This window comes from Variovorax sp. 160MFSha2.1, assembly GCF_048305075.1.
GTDB classification, from domain to species: Bacteria; Pseudomonadota; Gammaproteobacteria; order Burkholderiales; family Burkholderiaceae_C; genus Variovorax; species Variovorax guangxiensis.
In genome coordinates this window covers 138,812-158,936 of the sequence record NZ_CP157624.1, presented here as the reverse complement: position 1 = coordinate 158,936, position 20,125 = coordinate 138,812, and the positions used below count along the sequence as shown (strand labels likewise).

The 20,125-nt window shown below is 69.0% G+C and carries 17 protein-coding genes; 16 read left to right on the top strand and 1 reads right to left on the bottom strand.

Going from position 1 to position 20,125, the window contains the following annotated elements; all coding sequences use genetic code 11:
• The first annotated feature begins 40 nt into the window (after positions 1-40).
• From ABL838_RS00640 to ABL838_RS00580, 13 genes are all read left to right on the top strand, one after another.
• Positions 41-535, top strand: coding sequence for a DUF4863 family protein (locus tag ABL838_RS00640; protein ID WP_418123633.1), 495 nt, complete (start codon positions 41-43; stop codon positions 533-535).
• Positions 532-2,082, top strand: coding sequence for a 3,4-dehydroadipyl-CoA semialdehyde dehydrogenase (locus tag ABL838_RS00635; RefSeq protein ID WP_418123632.1), 1,551 nt, complete (start codon positions 532-534; stop codon positions 2,080-2,082). The genes ABL838_RS00640 and ABL838_RS00635 overlap by 4 nt, the downstream gene beginning before the upstream one ends.
• A gap of 29 nt (positions 2,083-2,111) precedes the next feature.
• A complete protein-coding gene (locus tag ABL838_RS00630; RefSeq protein ID WP_369660147.1) occupies positions 2,112-3,659 on the top strand; it encodes a benzoate-CoA ligase family protein in 1,548 nt (515 codons plus the stop codon).
• Between the two features lie 73 nt (positions 3,660-3,732).
• On the top strand, positions 3,733-4,536 hold the full coding sequence (locus ABL838_RS00625) for an alpha/beta fold hydrolase (RefSeq protein ID WP_418123630.1): 804 nt from the start codon (positions 3,733-3,735) through the stop codon (positions 4,534-4,536).
• Positions 4,533-5,708, top strand: a complete 1,176-nt coding sequence (locus tag ABL838_RS00620; protein WP_184638979.1) for an ABC transporter substrate-binding protein — start codon at positions 4,533-4,535, stop codon at positions 5,706-5,708. Before ABL838_RS00625 ends, ABL838_RS00620 begins: the two co-directional genes overlap by 4 nt.
• A gap of 142 nt (positions 5,709-5,850) precedes the next feature.
• Positions 5,851-6,723 (top strand): branched-chain amino acid ABC transporter permease, encoded by an 873-nt coding sequence (locus ABL838_RS00615; RefSeq protein WP_126020622.1) that lies wholly within the window; start codon positions 5,851-5,853, stop codon positions 6,721-6,723.
• Positions 6,720-7,679, top strand: a complete 960-nt coding sequence (locus ABL838_RS00610; protein ID WP_418123629.1) for a branched-chain amino acid ABC transporter permease — start codon at positions 6,720-6,722, stop codon at positions 7,677-7,679. Before ABL838_RS00615 ends, ABL838_RS00610 begins: the two co-directional genes overlap by 4 nt.
• Entirely contained in the window at positions 7,676-8,431 is a 756-nt protein-coding gene (locus ABL838_RS00605; RefSeq protein WP_418123627.1) for an ABC transporter ATP-binding protein, read from the top strand. The genes ABL838_RS00610 and ABL838_RS00605 overlap by 4 nt, the downstream gene beginning before the upstream one ends.
• A 1-nt stretch (position 8,432) precedes the next feature.
• Positions 8,433-9,134 (top strand): ABC transporter ATP-binding protein, encoded by a 702-nt coding sequence (locus ABL838_RS00600; RefSeq protein WP_126020628.1) that lies wholly within the window; start codon positions 8,433-8,435, stop codon positions 9,132-9,134.
• A gap of 8 nt (positions 9,135-9,142) precedes the next feature.
• Positions 9,143-10,021, top strand: a complete 879-nt coding sequence (locus ABL838_RS00595; protein ID WP_369660151.1) for a helix-turn-helix domain-containing protein — start codon at positions 9,143-9,145, stop codon at positions 10,019-10,021.
• Positions 10,022-10,127: 106 nt separating this feature from the next.
• A complete protein-coding gene (locus tag ABL838_RS00590; protein ID WP_418123625.1) occupies positions 10,128-12,020 on the top strand; it encodes a tannase/feruloyl esterase family alpha/beta hydrolase in 1,893 nt (630 codons plus the stop codon).
• 149 nt (positions 12,021-12,169) lie between these two features.
• Positions 12,170-14,134 carry a sigma-54-dependent Fis family transcriptional regulator gene (locus ABL838_RS00585; RefSeq protein WP_418123624.1) on the top strand — a complete coding sequence of 655 codons (1,965 nt, stop codon included), beginning with the start codon at positions 12,170-12,172 and terminating at the stop codon, positions 14,132-14,134.
• Positions 14,135-14,318: 184 nt separating this feature from the next.
• Positions 14,319-16,121, top strand: coding sequence for an NAD(P)-binding domain-containing protein (locus ABL838_RS00580; protein WP_418118635.1), 1,803 nt, complete (start codon positions 14,319-14,321; stop codon positions 16,119-16,121).
• Positions 16,122-16,168: 47 nt separating this feature from the next.
• Here ABL838_RS00580 and ABL838_RS00575 read toward each other — a convergent pair whose 3' ends face one another.
• Positions 16,169-16,879: a Crp/Fnr family transcriptional regulator gene (locus tag ABL838_RS00575; RefSeq protein ID WP_184638991.1), complete on the bottom strand. Its 711-nt coding sequence runs from the start codon at positions 16,877-16,879 to the stop codon at positions 16,169-16,171.
• A gap of 126 nt (positions 16,880-17,005) precedes the next feature.
• Here ABL838_RS00575 and ABL838_RS00570 point away from each other — a divergent pair, with 126 nt between their 5' ends.
• Genes ABL838_RS00570 through ABL838_RS00560 form a run of 3 tightly spaced genes read left to right on the top strand, consistent with a single transcriptional unit; the run spans position 17,006 to position 20,125 of the window.
• Positions 17,006-17,926, top strand: coding sequence for a 3-keto-5-aminohexanoate cleavage protein (locus ABL838_RS00570; protein WP_418123623.1), 921 nt, complete (start codon positions 17,006-17,008; stop codon positions 17,924-17,926).
• 40 nt (positions 17,927-17,966) lie between these two features.
• Positions 17,967-19,181: an ABC transporter substrate-binding protein gene (locus tag ABL838_RS00565; RefSeq protein ID WP_418123621.1), complete on the top strand. Its 1,215-nt coding sequence runs from the start codon at positions 17,967-17,969 to the stop codon at positions 19,179-19,181.
• Positions 19,178-20,125 carry a 3-hydroxyacyl-CoA dehydrogenase NAD-binding domain-containing protein gene (locus tag ABL838_RS00560; RefSeq protein WP_418123620.1) on the top strand — a complete coding sequence of 316 codons (948 nt, stop codon included), beginning with the start codon at positions 19,178-19,180 and terminating at the stop codon, positions 20,123-20,125. Before ABL838_RS00565 ends, ABL838_RS00560 begins: the two co-directional genes overlap by 4 nt.

Genomic DNA, 20,125 nt, shown 5'->3' with positions numbered 1-20,125 from the left:
AGTGATCCTGCAAGGTAGTTCCAAAGTTCGAGGCCCCACGATGTCCGACAGCAGCAGCACTCCCGCCACCGGCAAGGAAGCATTTCACCAGCTGATCGCCGGCCTGACCGCCGAAATCGCCGGCAAACCGCTCGACGGCGAGCTCGACCGGTGGCTCAACGCCCACCACGGCGCCGGCAGCGCCAGCTTCGAGCGGCTGCGCCAGGCCTGTATCGGCGGCGTCGCCGAAGGCTGGCTCTGCGAGCGCGAAGGCGGCGGCATCAGGTACGGCCGCGTCTTCAAGGCCGAAGACGCGCTGCACCGCTTCTCGGTCGACGTGGTCGACATGCAGGACATCGCCGGCCCGCACCACACCCATCCCAACGGCGAGATCGACCTGATCATGCCGCTCGACGGCGCCGCCGCCACCTTCGACGGACGGCCCGCGGGCTGGTGCGTCTACGGCCCCGGCACCGCGCATCGCCCGACCGTGGCCCAGGGCCGCGCGCTTGTCCTGTATCTCCTGCCTGAAGGGCAGATCAAGTTCACCCAATGACCGAGCTTCTTCCCAACTACGTCTCCGGCCGCTGGCAAAGCGGTTCGGGCGCCGGCACGCCCCTGTTCGACCCGGTGCTGGGCACCGAGCTCGCGCGCGTCGATGCCACCGGCCTGGACCTGCCGGCCGCCTTCGCCTTCGCACGCGAACAGGGCGGCAGCGCGCTGCGCGCCCTCACCTACCGCCAGCGCGCGGGGCTGCTTGCGGCCGTGGTGAAGGTGCTGCAGGCCAACCGCGACGCGTATTACGAGATCGCCACCGCCAACTCCGGCACGGTGAAGAACGACTCGGCCGTGGACATCGACGGCGCGATCTTCACGCTCGGCCAGTACGCCAAGTGGGGCGATGCGCTCGGCGACGTGCGCGCGCTGCGCGACGGCGACGCGGTCAAGCTCGGCAAGGAGCCGGTGTTCCAGTCGCAGCACGTGCAGGTGCCGACGCAGGGCGTGGCGCTCTTCATCAACGCCTTCAACTTCCCCTCGTGGGGCCTGTGGGAGAAGGCGGCGCCCGCGCTGCTCTCCGGCGTGCCGGTGATCGTGAAGCCCGCCACGGCCACCGCCTGGCTCACGCAGCGCATGGTGAAGGACGTGGTCGACGCGGGCGTGCTGCCGGCCGGCGCGCTTTCCATCGTGTGCGGCAGCTCGGCCGGCCTGATGGATGCGCTGCAGCCCTTCGACGTGGCCTCCTTCACCGGCTCGGCTGAAACGGCGGCGGTGATCCGCTCGCACCCGGCCGTGGCCCAGCGCTCGGTGCGCGTGAACATCGAGGCCGACAGCCTCAACAGCGCCCTGCTGCTGCCCGGCGCCGCGCCCGGCAGCGACGCCTTCAACCTGCTCGTGCGCGAAGTGGTGCGCGAGATGACGGTGAAGTCGGGCCAGAAGTGCACCGCCATCCGCCGCATCCTGGTGCCATCGGAGCTGTATGACGCGGCGGCCGAGGCCATCGGCGCCAGGCTCGCGGGCATCACCGTCGGCAATCCGCGCAACGAGAGCGTGCGCATGGGTTCGCTGGTGAGCCGCGCGCAGCTGGATTCGGTGCGTGAAGGACTGGCTGCGCTGTCCGCGCAGGCCACCGTGCTGCACGACGGCCGCGACAAGCCCCTGGTCGACGCCGACCCGGCCATTGCCGCCTGCATCGGCCCCGTGCTGCTGGGCGCGCGCGACGCCGACGCAGCGCAGCAGGTGCACGACGTGGAAGTGTTCGGCCCCGTCGCCACGCTGCTGCCCTACCGCGACCTCGCGCACGGCATCGCACTGGCGCATCGCGGCCAGGGCTCGCTCGTCACCTCCATATATGGAAGCGACGACGCGGCACTGGCGCAGGCCGCGCTCGCGGTGGCCCCTAGCCACGGCCGCGTGCACGTCGTCAGCCCCGAAGTGGCGCAGGCCCACACCGGCCACGGCAACGTGATGCCGATGTCGCTGCACGGCGGCCCCGGCCGCGCGGGCGGCGGCGCCGAGCTGGGCGGACTGCGCGCGCTCGACTTCTATCACCGCCGCGCCGCGGTGCAGGCGAGCCCCGGCGTGATCGCCGCGCTCGGCCTCTAGAAAAGAACACGGCCGAAGGAGACAAGACCATGACCCCGCCCCCACGATTCAACTTCGCCGGACACCTGTTCGACCTCAACCGCGAACGCGCCGCGCGCCCCGCCTACATCGACGACCGCGGCACGCTGAGCTACGGCCAGCTCGAGGAGCGCTCGCGCCGCCTGGCCGCCGCGCTGCAGGCCGCCGGCATCCGGCGCGAAGAGCGCGTGCTGCTGCTCATGCTCGACGGCAACGACTGGCCCGTGAGCTTCCTCGGCAGCCTCTATGCCGGCGCGGTGCCGGTGGCGGTCAACACCCTGCTCACGCCCGACGACTACGCCTACATGCTCGACCACAGCCGCGCGCAGGCGGTGCTGGTGTCGGGCGCGCTGCTGCCTACGCTGCAGGAGGCGATGTCGCGCGGCGGGCACGAGGTGCGCGCGCTCTTCGTGTCGCAGCCCGCCGGCGCGCTGCCCGAAGGCGCGCAGGAATTCGACGCCGCGCTCGCCGCCGTCGAACCGCTCGCGGCGCCGGTGACCACGGCTTCGGACGACCCGGGCTTCTGGCTGTATTCCTCCGGCTCCACCGGCAAGCCGAAGGGCACGGTCCACACGCACGCCAACCTGTGGTGGACGGCCGAGCTCTACGGCAAGCCGGTGCTCGGCCTCACCGAGGACGACGTCTGCTTCTCGGCCGCCAAGATGTACTTCGCCTACGGCCTGGGCAATGCGCTGACCTTTCCGCTCTCGGTGGGCGCCACCGTGGTGCTGATGGCCGAGCGCCCCACGCCCGACGCCACCTTCCGCCGCTGGGTGGAACACAAGCCGACCGTGTTCTTCGGCGCACCCACGGGCTTCGCCGGCATGCTCGCCTCGCCCAGGCTGCCCGCGCGCGAGGCGGTGGCGCTGCGCATGTGCTCCTCGGCCGGCGAGGCGCTGCCGGGCGAGATCGCGCAGCGCTTCAAGCAGCACTTCGGCTGCGAGATCATCGACGGCATCGGCTCGACCGAGATGCTGCACATCTTCATCTCCAACCGCCCCGGCGACGTGCGCTACGGCACCACCGGCCGGCCGGTGGAAGGCTACGAGGTCGAGCTGCGCGGCGAGGACGGCCGCCCCGTGCCCGACGGCGAGGTAGGCGACCTCTACATCCGCGGCCCGAGTTCGGCGCTGATGTACTGGGCCAACCGCGAGAAGTCGCGCGAGACCTTCCAGGGCGGCTGGACCAAGAGCGGCGACAAGTACACCCGCGACGCTGACGGCTATTTCACCTACGCCGGGCGCAGCGACGACATGCTCAAGGTCAGCGGCATCTACGTCTCGCCCTTCGAGGTCGAGGCCACGCTGATGCAGCACCCGGCCGTGCTCGAGGCGGCGGTGATCGGCAAGGAAGACGCCGACGGCCTGACCAAGACCAAGGCCTTCGTGGTGCTGAAGGACGGGAGCGCGGCCACCGAGGACGAGCTCAAGGCCTTCGTCAAGGAACGCCTGGCGCCCTACAAGTACCCGCGTTTTCTCGAATTCGTGGGCGAGCTGCCCAAGACGGCGACGGGGAAGATCCAGCGCTTCCGGCTACGCGAAAAGGAAAAGCAGGCGTGATGCAGGCACGGCCTTTGCAGGCGCAGCCTGCCCCCATCCCGACCTTTCCCCAAAAGGGGAAGGCGCAGCAACCATGAGCACCGACTTCGCCACCATCACCTGGCGCAACCGCGAGGTGCGCATCGAATGCCAGTGGATCGCGCCCGAGCGCACCGCTGCGCCGCTCGTCGTGTTCCTGCACGAGGGCCTGGGCTCGGTCGCGATGTGGAAAGACTTTCCCGCGCGGCTGTGCGAAGCCGCCGGCGTGCGCGGCCTCGTGTTCTCGCGCCCCGGCTACGGCCGCTCCACGCCGCGCGCGGACGACGAGATCTGGGACGTCGACTTCATGCACCGCCAGGCGCACGAGGTGCTGCCCGCCCTCTTCGCCGCGCTCGGCCTCGGCGACCAGAAACCCTGGCTCTTCGGCCACAGCGACGGCGGCTCGATCTCGCTGCTGCATGCCTCGCGCTTTCCCGACAAGGTGGCCGGCCTCGTGGTGCTGGCGCCGCACATCTTCGTGGAGGACGTGACGGTGGCGAACATCGAGAACGCGCGCACCGCCTATCTCGGCACCGACCTGCCGCAGAAGCTGGGCCGCTACCACGACAGCGCCGACTCCGCCTTCTGGGGCTGGAACCGCATCTGGCTGCACCCGCCATTCCGCGACTGGAACATCGAGAGCGAACTCGACACCATCCGCTGCCCCGTGCTCGCCGTGCAGGGCATCGACGACGAGTACGGCACCCTCGCGCAGATCCGCGGCATCGCCGCGCGCGTGGATGGATGCGAGCTGCTGGAAATCCCTCAATGCGGGCATTCCCCGCATCGCGATCAGCCGGATCGTGTCATCGTCGCGGCCACTTCCTTCATCACCAGAAATCGGAGAGAGACACCATGACCATTCGCAGCACCGCCCGCCTCGCCTTCACGGCCATCGCCCTCGCCTCGCTGGCGGCGGCCGCCGGCGCCCAGGGCACGGGCAAGCTCAAGGTCGGCCTGATGCTGCCCTACAGCGGCACCTACACCGCCCTGGGCGTGGCCATCGAGAACGGCTTCAAGCTGTACGTCGACGAGCAGGGCGGCAAGCTCGCCGGCCGCGAGATCGAATACTTCAAGGTCGACGACGAGTCCGACCCGGCCAAGGCCACCGACAACGTCAACAAGCTCATCAAGCGCGACAACGTCGACGTGATCGTCGGCACCGTGCACTCCGGCGTGGCCATGGCCATGGCCAAGGCCGCCAAGGAAAGCGGCACCGTGCTGATCGTGCCCAATGCCGGCGCCGACGCAGTGACGGGCCCGATGTGCGCGCCCAACATCTTCCGCAGCTCGTTCAGCAACTGGCAGCCGGCCTACGCCATGGGCGAGGTGGCGGCCAAGCAGCAGGGCAAGAAGAAGGCGATGACCATCACCTGGAAGTACGCCGCGGGCGACGAGTCGGTCAACGGCTTCAAGGAAGGCTTCGAGAAGAACGGCGGCAAGGTCGACAAGCAGCTCACCCTGCCCTTCCCCAACGTGGAGTTCCAGGCGCTGCTGACCGAGATCGCGGCCGCCAAGCCCGATGCGGTGTACGCCTTCTTCGCGGGCGGCGGCGCGGTGAAGTTCGTCAAGGACTACCAGGCCGCCGGCCTGAACAAGACCATCCCGCTGTACGGCCCCGGCTTCCTGACCGACGGCACGCTCGACGCGCAGGGCGACTCGGCCCAGGGCATGCTGACCACGCTGCACTACGCCGACGGCCTGAACACCGCTCGCGACAACGCCTTCCGCGTGGCGTATGCCAAGTCGTTCAAGCTGCAGCCCGACGTGTACGCCGTGCAGGGCTACGACGCCGCCCAGATGCTGGGCGTGGGCCTGAACGCCACCAAGGGCGACATCTCGAAGAAGGCCGAGTTCGCGGCCGCCGTCGAGAAGGCCAAGATCGACAGCCCGCGCGGCGCGTTCACCGTGAGCAAGTCGCACAACCCGGTGCAGGACATCTACCTGCGCAAGGTGGAGGGCAAGGAGAACAAGCTGGTGAGCACGGCCATCAAGGGCCTCGCCGATCCGGCCCGCGGCTGCAGGATGTAAGCACCCCAGGCTTCGCGCACTTCGTGTGCTGCGCCAACCCCCTTGCAGGGGGCGACACCTGCGGCCCGGCAAAGCCGGTTCCGCGGTGTCCCGCGCAACGCACGCCTATTGAACAACGATCCCGCCCAGAGAGAACCCCCTCGTGGATTTCGGAACCTTCCTGGTCCAGTGCCTGAACTCGGTTCAGTACGGACTGCTTCTCTTCCTCGTGGCCTCGGGGCTGACGCTGATCTTCGGGATCATGGGCGTCATCAACCTCGCCCACGGGAGCTTCTACATGATCGGCGCCTACATGGCGTTCTCGCTCGCGCCACTGTTCGGCGACCAGTTCCTGCTGATGCTGGTGGCCGGCGTGGTGCTGGCGGCCGTGTTCGGCTACCTGCTCGAATGGGCCTTCTTCAGCTACCTCTACCAGCGTGACCACCTGCAGCAGGTGCTCATGACCTACGGCCTGATCCTGGTGTTCGAGGAGCTGCGCTCCATCCTCGTGGGCAACGACGTGCATGGCGTGAAGGTGCCCGCGTGGCTCGACGGCAGCTTCGCGCTGGGCAGCGTCATGAGCTATCCGTGGTACCGGCTCTTCGCGTCGGCCGCCTGCATCGTGCTGGCCGTGGGCCTGTACTGGGTGGTGAACCGCACGCGCCTGGGCATGATGATCCGCGCCGGCGCGAGCAACCGCGACATGGTGCGCGGCCTGGGCATCGACGTGAAGCGGCTCTACCGCATCGTGTTCGCCGCGGGCGTGGCGCTCGCCGCGCTGGCCGGCATGATCGCCGCGCCGATGTCCTCGGTGTATCCGAACATGGGCGCAAGCGTGCTCATCATCTGCTTCGTGCTGGTGGTGATCGGCGGCATCGGCTCCATCACCGGCGCGCTGGTGGCCTCGCTGCTGGTGGGCTTCGTCGACACCTTCGGCAAGGTGTTCTTCGCCGACTTGAGCGGCATCGGCATCTACCTGCTGATGGCCATCGTGCTGATCTGGAAGCCCGAGGGGCTGATGGGGAGGCGGCCATGACAGCCATGAAGAGAAGCGCCTTCCTGCTGCCCGTGGCCTGCGCGGTCGCCGTCGGCATCGCCGGCCCGTTCATGGGCAACTACGCATCGGACTTCATCGTGAAGGTGATGATCCTGTCGATCTTCGCGCTGAGCCTGGAGCTGCTGGTGGGCATGACCGGCCTCGTGAGCCTGGGCCACGCGGCGTTCTATGGCATCGGCGCGTACGTGACGGTGCTGGCCTCGGGCAACGAGGGCGGCAACTTCGCGCTGCTGCTGCCGGCCGCCATGGGCGTTGCGGCGCTCTATGCGCTCTTCGTCGGCGCTTTAAGCCTGCGCACGCGCGGCGTGTACTTCATCATGGTGACGCTGGCCTTCGCGCAGATGGCCTTCTTCGTGTTCCACGACACCAAAGTGGGCGGCGGCAGCGACGGCATCTACATGTACGTGCGGCCTGCCATCGGCGCGCTCGACATGGAGAACCGCACGGTGCTGTTCTACGTGGTGCTGGCCTCGCTGGTGTTCACCTACGCCCTGCTGGCGCTCATCCGGCGCTCGCGCTTCGGCGCGGCGCTGGCGGGCATCCGCGTGAACGAGCAGCGCATGCGCGCCGCCGGCTTCGCTGTGTACGGCTACAAGCTCGCGGCCTTCGTGCTGGCGGGTGCGCTGGCCGGGCTCGCGGGCTTCCTGCTGGCCTCGCGCGACGGCGTGGTCAACCCCGAGCTGATGGCCTGGCACAACTCGGGCGAGGTGCTGCTGATGGTGATCCTCGGCGGTCTCGGTCACCTGCGCGGCGCGGTGATCGGTGCCGTGGCGTTCACGCTGCTGAAGGAAATCTTCTCCACGCACGCGGTGATGGGCCCGCTGGCCGACCACTGGCAGCTGACGCTGGGGCTCACGATCATCGTGTTCGTGGCGCTGCTGCCCAAGGGCCTGATCGGCCTGGTGCAGCGTCTCTCGCCTAAGGGGGCCGCATGACGACGACCACCAACGCACTGCTCTCCGTCGAGAAGCTCACGCGCCGCTTCGGCGGCCTCACGGCCGTCAACGGCGTCACGCTCGACCTGCACGTGGGCGAGGTGCATGCCGTGATCGGCACCAACGGCGCCGGCAAGTCCACGCTCATCAACATGCTCTCGGGCGAGATCGAGGCGAGCGAGGGCCGCATCACGCTCGACGGCACGGACATCACCGGCCGCGCGCAATGGAAGCGCGCGCGCGACGGCGTGGGCCGCAGCTACCAGCGCACCACCATCTTCCCGGAGTTCAGCGTGCACGAGAACTGCCGGCTCGCCGCGCAGGCCGCCACGCCGAAGCCCTGGGCCTTCTGGGAGTCGTCGCGCGGCTGCGCCACCAGCAGCGCTTCGGCCGACGCGGCGCTGGAGGCCGCCGGCCTCACGCACGAGGCGCAGCGCATTGCCGGCACCATGAGCCACGGTGCGCAGCGCCAGCTCGAAGTGGCGATGTGCCTGGCCACCAACCCGCGCGTGCTGCTGCTCGACGAACCCCTCGCCGGCATGGGCGCCGAGGAAACCGACCGCATGCTCACGCTGCTCGCGCGGCTGAAGGCCACGCACGCGATCCTGCTGGTGGAGCACGACATGGACGCCGTGTTCCGCATCGCCGACCGCATCACGGTGATGGTGAACGGGGCGGTCATCGCCACGGGCAACCCGACCGAGATCCGCGAGAACCCGGAAGTGCGCACGGCCTATCTCGGAGACCACTGACATGCTGCTCGTGCGCGACCTCAACACCTACTACGGCAACAGCCACATCCTGCGCGGCGTGCATGCCGGCATTCCCGCGGCCACCTCGGTCGGCCTGCTCGGGCGCAACGGCATGGGCAAGACCACGCTGATCCGCACCATGATGGGCTACGTGCGCCCCGCGTCGGGCGAAGTGCAGGTCGACGGCCGCACCGTCACCGGCTTGCCGCCCGAGAAGATGGCGCGCCTGGGCATCGGCTACGTGCCCGAGGGGCGCGGCATCTTCCCGAACCTCTCGGTGCGCGAGAACCTCGTGATGAGCGAGCGCGCGGGCATCGACGGCCGGCGCGAATGGACCTTCGACCGCGTGATGGCCACCTTCCCGCGCCTGGCGGAGCGCCTGTCGAACGGCGGCCAGCAGCTGTCGGGCGGCGAGCAGCAGATGCTCTCCATCGGCCGCGCGCTCATGACCAACCCGCGCCTCTTGATCCTCGACGAGGCCACCGAAGGCCTTGCGCCGCTGATCGTGGCCGAGATCTGGCGCGTGATCGGCGAGATCCGCGCCACCGGCATCGCCACGCTGATCGTCGACCGCGACTACCGCAAGGTGCTCGCGCACACCGACCTCGCGGTAGTGATGGAGAAGGGACAGATCGTGCGGCACGGTGCCTCGGCCGACCTGCTGGCCGAGCCGCACGCGCTGGAGGAACTGCTGGGCGTGTAGGCCACGCGATGACGCGCGAGATCAGCCTCCTCGACACATCGGGCAAGCCCCTGCCCTTCGACGGCAGGATGCTGATGAACGCGCAGGCCACCGCGTGGCAGGGCTTCGCGCTGGAGGTGCGCGCAATGTCCGGCGATGGCGAGAACCCCGCCTGCTACAACCCGCATCCGCTGATCGGCCTGTGCGTGCGCGGCCATGTGAAAGGCGCGATGACGCGGGGGCGGCGCCAGCATCCCTTCGAGTCGAACGCCGGCGGGATCTTCATCTTCGAGCAGGGCTACGAGGTCGAGCGCGCAACCTGGACCGGCGAGCTCGCCGAGACCATCGTGCTGGAGATCCGCCCCGAGGCACTGCGCAGCCTCATGCCCGAGGGCGACGGCGAGCTGCACCTGCAGACGCAACTGTCGACCACCGACGCGACGCTGTCGGCCCTGGTCATCGCCATGCGCGACGAGGTGGAGCGCGGCTGCAGCTCGGGCCGCCTGCATGCGCAGGGCCTGTCGATGGCGCTCGCGAGCTACCTGCGCAACCGCTACGGCGCCACGGGCAACACCCGGCGCCCGCGCGGACGGCTCTCGCAGAACGACCTGCGCAGGGTGTACGACTGGGTCATGCAGCATCTGTCCGAGGACTTCGGCATCGACGAACTCGCGGCCGAGCTGCACCTGAGCGCGGTGCATTTCACGCGGCTCTTCCGCGCCAGCACCGGCGCGACGCCGTACCGCTACGTGATGGAGCAGCGCGTGCGCCACGCGCTGTCGCTGCTGCGCGGCAACCAGTCGCTCGCGGAGATCGCGCAGGCCGTGGGCTTTTCGAGCCAGGCGCATTTCACGCAGGTGTTCCGCCAGCTGGTCGGCACCACGCCGGCGCGCGCGCGGCGCGGGTAAGTCCCGGTGGAGGGTGAAGGAATCCTGCAAGCGGTGATCGCATGTCGATATACCGCGGCGGGGGGCGCGGGCAAATTCATGTCTCTACACAACAGGAGACGAGAAGATGCCCAAGCCATTGCCCACCCCGCCAATCCCCATTTCCGCCGTCCTCTGCCTGAGCCTCGCCGCGGCAGCCGTGCTCACGGCCTGCGGCGGCAGCAGCTCCTCAGGCCCTGCCGTGCTGCCTCTCGTTCCCGCGCCAGCCACGGCTCCACCCGCTGGCGCGCCGCTGGCCCTGGCCTGCGATGAAAGCCTGAAGACCGCGTTCAAGCCCGACGCCGACACCACCGTGACGGTGGTGAAACAGTTCAGGAAAGGCGACGACCTGAACCTCGACGGCAAGGCCTCGGGCACGGTGGCGGCCAGCGACGTGTGCATGGTCAAGCTCAACGTGGGACCCGGCCATGCGGGCCCGGCCGATGCGCCATCGACCTCGCCGGGCATCGGCATCGAGGTGTGGCTGCCTTCGCAGGCCTCGTGGAACAGCCGCATCCGCGTGCTCGGCGGCGGCGGCTTCGTCGGCGACGCGGGCATCAGCGCGAAGACGCAGATCGGTGGGGCGAATGCAGCCGCCATCGCGGCGGGCGAAGGCTCGGTGAGCGCTGTGACCGACGCCGGGCATGCATCGAAGGCCCCGCTGCCTTCGGTGGACGGCTCTTTCGCGATGAACCCCGACGGCACCGTCAATACCACGCTGTGGACCGACTTCGCGAGCCGCGGCATTCACCAGATGGCCGTCAAGGCCAAGGCACTCGCCGCCGGCTTCTACCAGCGCGACGCGAAGTACGCCTACTGGGATGGCTGCTCCACCGGCGGCCGCCAGGGCCACATGCAGGCGCAGGTGAACCCCGACGACTTCGACGGCATCCTGGCCGGCAACAGCGCGATCAACTGGACCAGCTTCATCACCGCCGAGCTGTATCCGCAGGTGGTGATGCAGCGCGACCTTGGCGGCACGCCGCTCACGGCCGACCAGCTTTCGCTGGTGTCCTCGTCGGCGGTGAGCGCCTGCGACAGCGCGCTCACGGGCCAGCACGACGGCTTCATCAGCGACCCCGCCGCCTGCAAGTACGACCCCGCTCAGGACAAGACCGTGCTTTGCACCGCCAGCGGCGGCACCAACGCCACCGCCGCATGCCTGAGCACCGCGCAGGCGCAGGCCGTCAACAAGATCTGGTACGGCCAGACACGCGACGGCAGCGCGCCCGCGCCCGCCAGCGACATCGGCTACGGCGCCACGCTGGCATCGAACCAGCTCTGGTACGGCCTCACGCGCGGCACCGCGCTCAACAGCCCCGGCGCGCCAGGCTTCTCGCTGGCCGACTCGGTGGCCGGCGTGCCCATGCCCTTCCACATCGCCGCGCACCAGGTGGCGCTGAACCTGCAGGACCCGACGATCGCAACGCCGGACTTCATCAACGCCACGGGCAACGGCGCGGACAAGTGGAAGGGCCTGTCTTACGCCCAGCTCGCCAACGCGAGCGACCGCGGCAAGGCGCTGCAGACGGCCTTCGCGAACATCAACGCCGACAACCCCGACCTCGCGCGCTTCCGCGACCGCGGCGCCAAGCTGCTGACGTACCACGGGTTGGCCGACCAGCTGATTCCGAGCTCGGGTACCGCCAACTACTACGAGCGCGCGGCAAAGGCGATGGGCGGCATCGATGCACTGCAGAAGTTCTACCGCTACGTGGAGATCCCGGCGATGGGCCACTGCGCGGGCGTGGGCTCTGTCAACGGCCTCGCCGGCACCAGCCCCACGGCCAACCCGCCGCTGCCGGCGCAGAACCAGCTGTTCACGGCGCTGACCGACTGGGTCGAGAAAGGCATCGCGCCCGACAGCATGGTGATGCAGAACGCCGACAGGTCGCTCGCGCGGCCGCTGTGCACCTACCCGAAGAAGATCGCCTACCTCGGCGGCGACGTGAGCAAGGCCGAGAGCTTCGCCTGCCGCTGAGCGAACCGGCGGCACACTCTGTTGCAAAGCACGAAGGCGATCTTCGGACTTCACCGGGTTTCACCTCTGTGCTGCGACAGCGCGACAGCCGAATGATGGTCGGCTGCACGGCCCGGCGTGGCCGTGCCCACCCATCCGCGAGGCTGCGCATGACGTCCCTGCAATCGCGTCACATCGACAACGTCTACTCCATCACCACCGGCGCGGCGCTGGCCGATCCGGCGGCGAGCCTGGTCCACAAGTCGTGGGCGCGCTGCGTGCGCGACCACGGGCTCGATCCGTCGAGGCCGAGCCCCGCGCGCATCCTGCCGGCGCAGGAAGTGCGCGCGCACCAGCAGCAGCTGGAGCATTTCCTGCGCGCCGCGCGCTCGGGCATGGAAGACATCTACCGCCGCGTGGCCGACCTGGGCTACATGGTGCTGCTGACCGACGCGGAAGGCATCACGGTCGACTACATCGGCAACCCCGCGTGGGACGACCAGCTGCGCAAGGCCGGCCTCTACCTCGGCGCCGACTGGAACGAGGCGCACGCGGGCACCTGCGGCGTGGGCACCTGCCTGGTCGAGCGCCAGCCGATGACCTGCCACCAGACCGAGCACTTCGACGCCACGCACATCGCGCTCACCTGCACCACCGCGCCGCTGTTCGACCACAGCGGCAAGCTCACGGCCATCCTCGACGTGTCTGCCCTGCGCTCGCCAGAAGCCAGGGAAAGCCAGCATCTCGTGCGGCACCTGGTGGCCATCTACGCGCGGATGATCGAGGACGCCGACTTCCTGCGCAGCTTCCGGGGCCACTGGATCCTGCGGCTGGGCAGCGCCTTCGGGCTGGTCGACGTGGCGGGCGAGGTGATGCTGGCCTTCGACGAAGGCGGCACGGTGGTGGGCGCGAACGGCGGCGCGCGGCAGGCCTTTGCGGGGCGTGCGCTGGGTGGCGCGATCTCCGAATGGCTGCACATGCCGATGGACGCGATCTGGCGCATCGGCAACGGCGGCGCGTCGGCCATGCCCTTCGCGCACACGGTGCTGCTGCCGGGCGGCGGCGAGTACCACGCATCGCTGCTGGCGCCGCGCGTGCGCAGGCCTTCGGGCAGCGCTCCTGCGGCGCCCGCCGCACGCCCGAACGACCGCCTGCCGCCGCTGGAACGCATCGCGGGCGACGATCCGCAGATGCAGAAGCTGCTCGCGCAGGCACGCCGGCTGGTGGACCGCGGCATCCACGTGCTGGTCGAGGGCGAGACCGGCAGCGGCAAGGAAGTGCTGGCGCGCGCGCTGCACGGCGCCAGCGGCCGCGCGGCGATGCCCTTCGTGGCGGTGAACTGCGCGGCCATTCCCGATTCGCTGATCGAGAGCGAGCTGTTCGGCTACACGCCCGGCAGCTTCACCGGCGGCCGCGCCAAGGGCATGAAGGGCCTGATCGCGCAGGCCGACCGGGGCACGCTGTTCCTCGACGAGATCGGCGACATGCCGATGGCGCTGCAGACGCGGTTGCTGCGCGTGCTATCCGAGGGCGAGGTGCTGCCGCTGGGCGCAGAGTCGCCGCAGCGCGTGGACATCGCGGTGGTCGCGGCCACGCACCGCCACCTGCCCGGGCTCGTGGCCTCGGGTCGCTTTCGCGAGGACCTCTACTACCGCCTGTGCGGCGCGGTGCTGAAGCTGCCGCCGCTGCGCGAGCGCGGCGACATGCGCTACCTGATCGAGGGCATGTTCAACGAGGAAGCCGCGGCGATGTCTTCACCGGCACGGCTGTCGGAAGAGGCGATGCAGAAACTGCTGGCGCATGACTGGCCGGGGAATCTGCGGGAGCTGCGCAATGTGTTGAGGCTGGCGTTGGCGCTGTGCAGCGACGGCCGGGTCGGCGTGGAAGACCTCCAGCTACAGCTGCCCGCACGATCGGGCCACGTCACCCCGGCCAACGTGGCCTGTGTCGCCGCTTCTTCGGCCGACGACCCAGATGGCATCGCCGCCACCGAGCTCGTCGAACTGCTCAGGCGCCACCGATGGCACGTGGCACGCGCGGCCGACGAACTTGGCCTGAGCCGTGCCACGGTGTACCGGCACATGAAGCGCCACGGCATCGCGCCGCCGCGCAGCCGGCCGTTGGCGGACGACTGAGACGCGCTGCGACAGTTGTCTCGGCTTCGTCGCATGCGGCGTGCGACAAACGCTTGCGCTGCGACAAAACCCCGCGCAAGTCATTGATCCATCGTCGCCCCGCGCGCGGCACGAAAGCTGCGCAACGCATGCCGCGCCGCCCCAAGGCGCCGCGCATCCATCAACGACGCAACGGAGACACGCAATGACAGACCCCACCACCGCCCCTACCCGGGCCGCGGCCCAATGGCTCGCCGACTTCGCCGCCGCGCTCGCGCGCAACGACATCGACGCGGCCGTCTCGCTGTTCGAGGCCGACAGCTTCTGGCGCGACCTAGTCGCCTTCACCTGGAACATCCGCACGCAGGAAGGCCCCGATGCCATCCGCGCGATGCTGCAGGCGCGGCTGGCCGACGTGCAGCCCACGGCCTTCGCGGTGGAGGGCGAGGCGACCGAGGCCGATGGCGTGGTCGATGCGTGGTTCACCTTCGAGACGCGCGTGGCGCGCGGACGCGGCCATCTGCGGCTGCGCAACGGCAAGGCCTGGACGCTGCTCACCACCATGACGGAGCTGAAGGGCTTCGAGGAGAAGACGGGCGACAACCGCATCAAGGGCGCGGAGCACGGCGTGCACAAGGGCCGCAAGAACTGGCTGGAGAAGCGCCGCGACGAAGAAGCGTCGCTGGGCTACACCGAGCAGCCCGAGGTGGTGATCATCGGCGGCGGCCAGGGCGGCATCGCGCTCGGCGCGCGGCTGCGGCGGCTGGGCGTGCCGACCATCATCGTGGAGCGCAACGCGAAGGCCGGCGACTCCTGGCGCAAGCGCTACAAGTCGCTGTGCCTGCACGACCCGGTCTGGTACGACCACCTGCCCTACATGCCCTTCCCCGACGACTGGCCGGTGTTCGCGCCCAAGGACAAGATCGGCGACTGGCTGGAGATGTACACCAAGATCATGGAGCTCAACTACTGGAGCTCCACCACCGCGAAGAAGGCACGCTTCGACGAAGCCGCGCAGCGCTGGGAGGTGACGGTCGAGCGCGAGGGCAAGCCGGTGGTGCTGCGGCCGAGGCAACTGGTTTTCGCGCTGGGCGTGTCGGGCTACCCGAATGTGCCGAAGGTGGCTGGCGCGGAGAACTTCAAGGGCGACCAGCACCACTCCAGCCAGCACCCCGGGCCCGAGGCCTATGCCGGCAAGAAGTGCGTGGTGCTGGGCTCCAACAACTCGGCGCACGACATCTGCGCCGCCCTGTGGGAGCACGGCGCCGACGTGACGATGATCCAGCGCTCGTCGACGCACATCGCGCCCTCCCAGTCGCTGATGGAATTGGCGCTGGGCGGGCTCTATTCGGAGCAGGCGATGAAGAACGGCATCGACCACCACAAGGCCGACCTGATCTTCGCGTCGGTGCCCTACAGGATCATGCACACCTTCCACATCCCGGTGTACGAGGAGATGAAGAAGCGCGACGCCGACCTGTACGCGCGGCTCGAAAAGGCAGGCTTCATGCTCGACTTCGGCGCCGACGGATCAGGGCTCTTCATGAAGTACCTGCGCCGCGGTTCGGGCTACTACATCGACGTGGGCGCCTCGGAGCTGGTGGCCAACGGCAGCATCCACCTGAAGAGCGGCGTGAACATCGAGCGGGTGAACGAGCGCTCGGTGACGCTCACCGATGGCACCGAGCTGCCGGCAGACCTGCTGGTGTACGCCACCGGCTACGGCTCGATGAACGGCTGGCTGGCCGACCTGATCTCGCCGGAGATCGCCGACAAGGTCGGCAAGTGCTGGGGCCTGGGCTCCGACACGCCGAAGGACCCGGGGCCGTGGGAAGGCGAGCTGCGCAACATGTGGAAGCCCACGCAGGTGGACAACCTGTGGTTCCACGGCGGCAACCTGCACCAGTCGCGGCACTACTCGCAGTTCCTGGCGCTGCAGCTGAAGGCGCGGATGGAAGGGATCGACACGCCCGTGTACGAGCGGGCCGCGTCGCACCACGTGCGCTGACTTGGTGTTGTCCCCTCTCCCGCAAGCGGGAGAGGGAGCGAGTCCGCTCACTCGCTGATGAACCGCCGCAGCCCTTCCAGGTCGATCACGGTGATGCCGCCGTACTCGATGCGCAGGAACCCGGCCTCCTTCAGCCGGTTCAACGCCGCATTGCACCGCTGGCGTGACACGCCCGAAAGGTTCGCGATCTCCTCCTGCGAGGTCTGAAGATGCGGCTCGCTGCCCGGGTGCAGCCAGGGATGGAAGAGCCCCGCCAGCGCGCGCGCCACCTGGCTGTCGGCATCGAGCAGGCGATGCGCCGCGTAGTTGCCCATGAACCAGTGCAGCCGCTCGTTGATCTGCTGCAGAAGGAAGTGATCGAAGCCGCGCTGCGTGCGGTGCAGCCACTCGAAGGTTTCCAGCGGCAGCGCCGCCACCCTGCTCGGCCGCAGGGCGATGATGTCGGCCGAGCGCGGGAGCGCGCGCAACAGCGTGCCTTCGCCGAACCAGCTGCCCACCGAGAGCCCGCCGAAGGTCACGGAGCGGCCATCGCTGGAGGTGATCGACCACTTGAGCAGCCCCTCGAGGGTGCCGTACCAATGCATCGGCGTGTCGCCGCGCCGGCACAGCGCGGCGCCCGCCGCCACCTCCACCTCGCGCATCTCGTCGAGCACGCGCTCGCCAGCGCTCACGTCGAGCAGGGGGAACCAGGCCGAACCTTGCAGCAGTTGCGGGATCGTCAGCGATGCCGCTCTGGGGGCCGGCTTCGTCGTGGGCATGGAATGAAAGCTCCTGAAGGCCGGGTGCGTAAACCCTGAGCCCAAATGTCGTCGCGATGACTGAGTGTGCCTGCGCACCCAAAAATAATAGCGCGGCCCCCTTGAAAGACACCAGGAGCCCCGACCATGTCGAAGCGCAAAGTGATCGTGACCATCGCCCCCACCGGCGGCATGGCGCACAAGTCGCAGAACCCCAACCTCCCCACCCAGCCCGCCGAGATCGCGGCCGACGTGCTGCGCTGCTGGAACGCCGGCGCGAGCGTGGTCGCGATCCACGCGCGCCGCCCGGACGACGGCGCCACCTGCGACGCCAACGTGTACCGCGACATCAACAGCCGCATCCGCGCGGGCGGCTGCGACATCGTCATCAACAACTCCACCGGCGGCGGCGTGCATGGCGACATGGTGAAACCGCTGGCCGGCGACCGCTGGGAGATCGCGTGGGAAGAGCGCATCAAGGGCATGGACGCCGGCGCCGAGATGTGCACGCTGGACGCCACCACGCTCAACCTGAGCTTCGAGGGCAAGCAGATCCTGATGGACACGCCCATCACCCGCGGCCGCGAGCTGGCCGCCGGCATGAAGGCGCGCGGCATCAAGCCCGAGTGGGAAGTGTTCAGCCCCACGCACATCCTGCAGGACACGACCACGCTGATCGGCGAGGGCCACGACGACGAACCCTACTTCATCAACCTGGTGATGAACGTGCACCGCAACTTCCAGAACGCGATGCCGTATTCGCCGCGCTTCCTGCAGATGATGGTCGACACCCTGCCCAAGGGCAGCATCTTCTGCGTGAGCGGCATCGGCCCCTCGCAGCTGGAGGCCAACGTGGCGGCGCTGCTGCTGGGCGGCCATGCGCGCGTGGGCCTGGAAGACAACCTCTACTTCCGCCAGGGCGAGCTGGCCACCAACGTGCAGCTCACCGAGCGCATCGTGCGCGTGATCCGCGAACTCGACATGGAAGTGGCGACGCCCGCCGAGGCGCGGCAGATGATGGGCCTGCCGCGGGTGGGCACGCCGAGGCCCGAGTTCGCATTGGGCTGACAGCGGCACGCAGCAGGAAAAGACGAACGGAGACGAATACATGAGCAAGCTTTCCCGCACCGCCCTGGCCGTCGCGCTCGGTGCGGCATTCGCCGCAACGGGCGCCTCGGCGCAGGTGTCCGACGATGTGGTCCGCATCGGCTTCATCAGCGACATGTCGGGCATCTACCGCGACTACGACGGCCCGGCCGGTGCCGAGGCCATCCGCATGGCGATCGCCGACATGGGCGGTGCCATCGGCGGCAAGAAGATCGAGCTGGTCACGGCCGACCACCAGAACAAGCCCGACATCGCCGCCGCCAAGGCGCGCGAATGGTTCGACGTGCAGAAGGTCGACATGCTGGTCGCCGGCGTCAACTCGGGCGCGGCCATCGCCATGGCGGGCGTGGCGGCCGACAAGAAAAAACCGTACTTCGTGGTGGGCTCGGGCGCCTCGGGCCTCACCAACGAATACTGCTCGCCCTATACGGTGCACTACGCCTACGACACGGTGGCCATGGCGCGCGGCACCGCGAGCGCGGTGGTCAAGGCCGGCGGCAAGAGCTGGTACTTCGTGACGGCCGACTACGCCTTCGGCGCAGCGCTGCAGGCCGACGCAACCAAGACGGTGCAGGCCGCGGGCGGCACGGTGGCGGGCTCGGTCAAGCATCCGCTGGGCGCGAGCGACTTCTCGTCGTTCATGCTGCAGGCGCAGGGCTCCAAGGCGCAGGTGCTGGCACTGGCCAACGCGGGCGGCGACACGGTCAACGCCATCAAGTCGGCGGCGGAGTTCGGCGTCGGCAAGAACATGAAGCTGGCCGGCATGATCATCACCATCAACGACGTGCACGCGCTGGGCCTGAAGGCATCGCAGGGCATGTACCTCACCGACAGCTGGTACTGGAACCAGAGCCCCGAGTCGCGCGAATGGGCGCGCCGCTTCTTCGACAGGCACAAGCGCATGCCCTCCTCCTTCCATGCCGGCGACTACTCGGCCGCGCTGCAGTACCTGCAGGCGGTGAAGGCCGCGGGCAGCGACGACGCCGACAAGGTGATGGCGCAGTTGCGCAAGACGAAGTTCAATGACATGTTCGTCAAGGGCGGCTGGCTGCGCGACGACGGGCTGATGGTGCACGACATGCACCTGATGCAGGTGAAGACGCCGGCCGAATCGAAGGAACCCTGGGACTACTACAAGGTGGTCGAGCCGATCCGCGGCGAGGCCGCATGGACCACGAAGGCGGAGAGCCGCTGCGCGCGGTGGAAATCGACATGAGCACATCCCCGGAAATCCAACGCGTGGCGGTGGTAGGCACCGGCGTGATCGGCGCGAGCTGGGCCGCGCATTTCCTCGCGCACGGCCTCGACGTGAACGCGACCGACCCGTCGCCCGGCGCGGAGGAAAGGCTGCGCGAAGCCGTGGCACGGCACTGGCCCACGCTGGAGCGCTTCGGTCTCGCGCCCGGCGCGAGCATCGACCGCCTGCGCTTCCACGACAGCCTGGAAGACGCTGTCTCGGTGGCCGACTTCGTTCAGGAGAACGGCCCCGAGCGCATGGACTTCAAGATCGACCTGTTCCGCCGCATGGACGCGGCCGCGCCGCCGGAGACCATCCTCGCGTCGAGCTCGTCGGGCCTTGCGATCAGCGGCGTGCAGTCGGGCTGCGTGCATCCGCAGCGCGTGGTGCTGGGGCATCCGTTCAACCCGCCGCACCTGATTCCGCTGGTGGAAGTGATCGGCGGCGAGCAGACCTCGGCCGAGGTCATCGAACGCACGATGGCGTTCTACGCGGCCATTGGCAAGCGGCCGATCCACGTGAAGCGCGAGGTGAAAGGCCACATCGCGAACCGGCTGCAGGCGGCACTGTGGCGCGAAGCCTTCCACCTCGTCGACCAGGGCGTGGCGAGCGTGGCCGACATCGACGCGGCCATCGCGCACGGGCCCGGCCTGCGCTGGGCGGTGATGGGGCCGTTCATGAACCTGCACCTGTCGGGCGGCGCGGGCGGCATCGAGCATGTGCTCGCGCACCTGGGCGGGCCGATCGAGGACTGGTGGAAAGACCTGGGAGCGCCGTCGATGACGGCGGAGTTGGAGCAAAAAGTCGCACAAGGCGTGGCCGAAGAACTGGGCCAACGCCGGACAGCCGACCTCGAAGCCACGCGCGACATCCTGCTGTTAAACCTGATTCGCGCCAAATCCGACACCGGCAGACTCGACTGA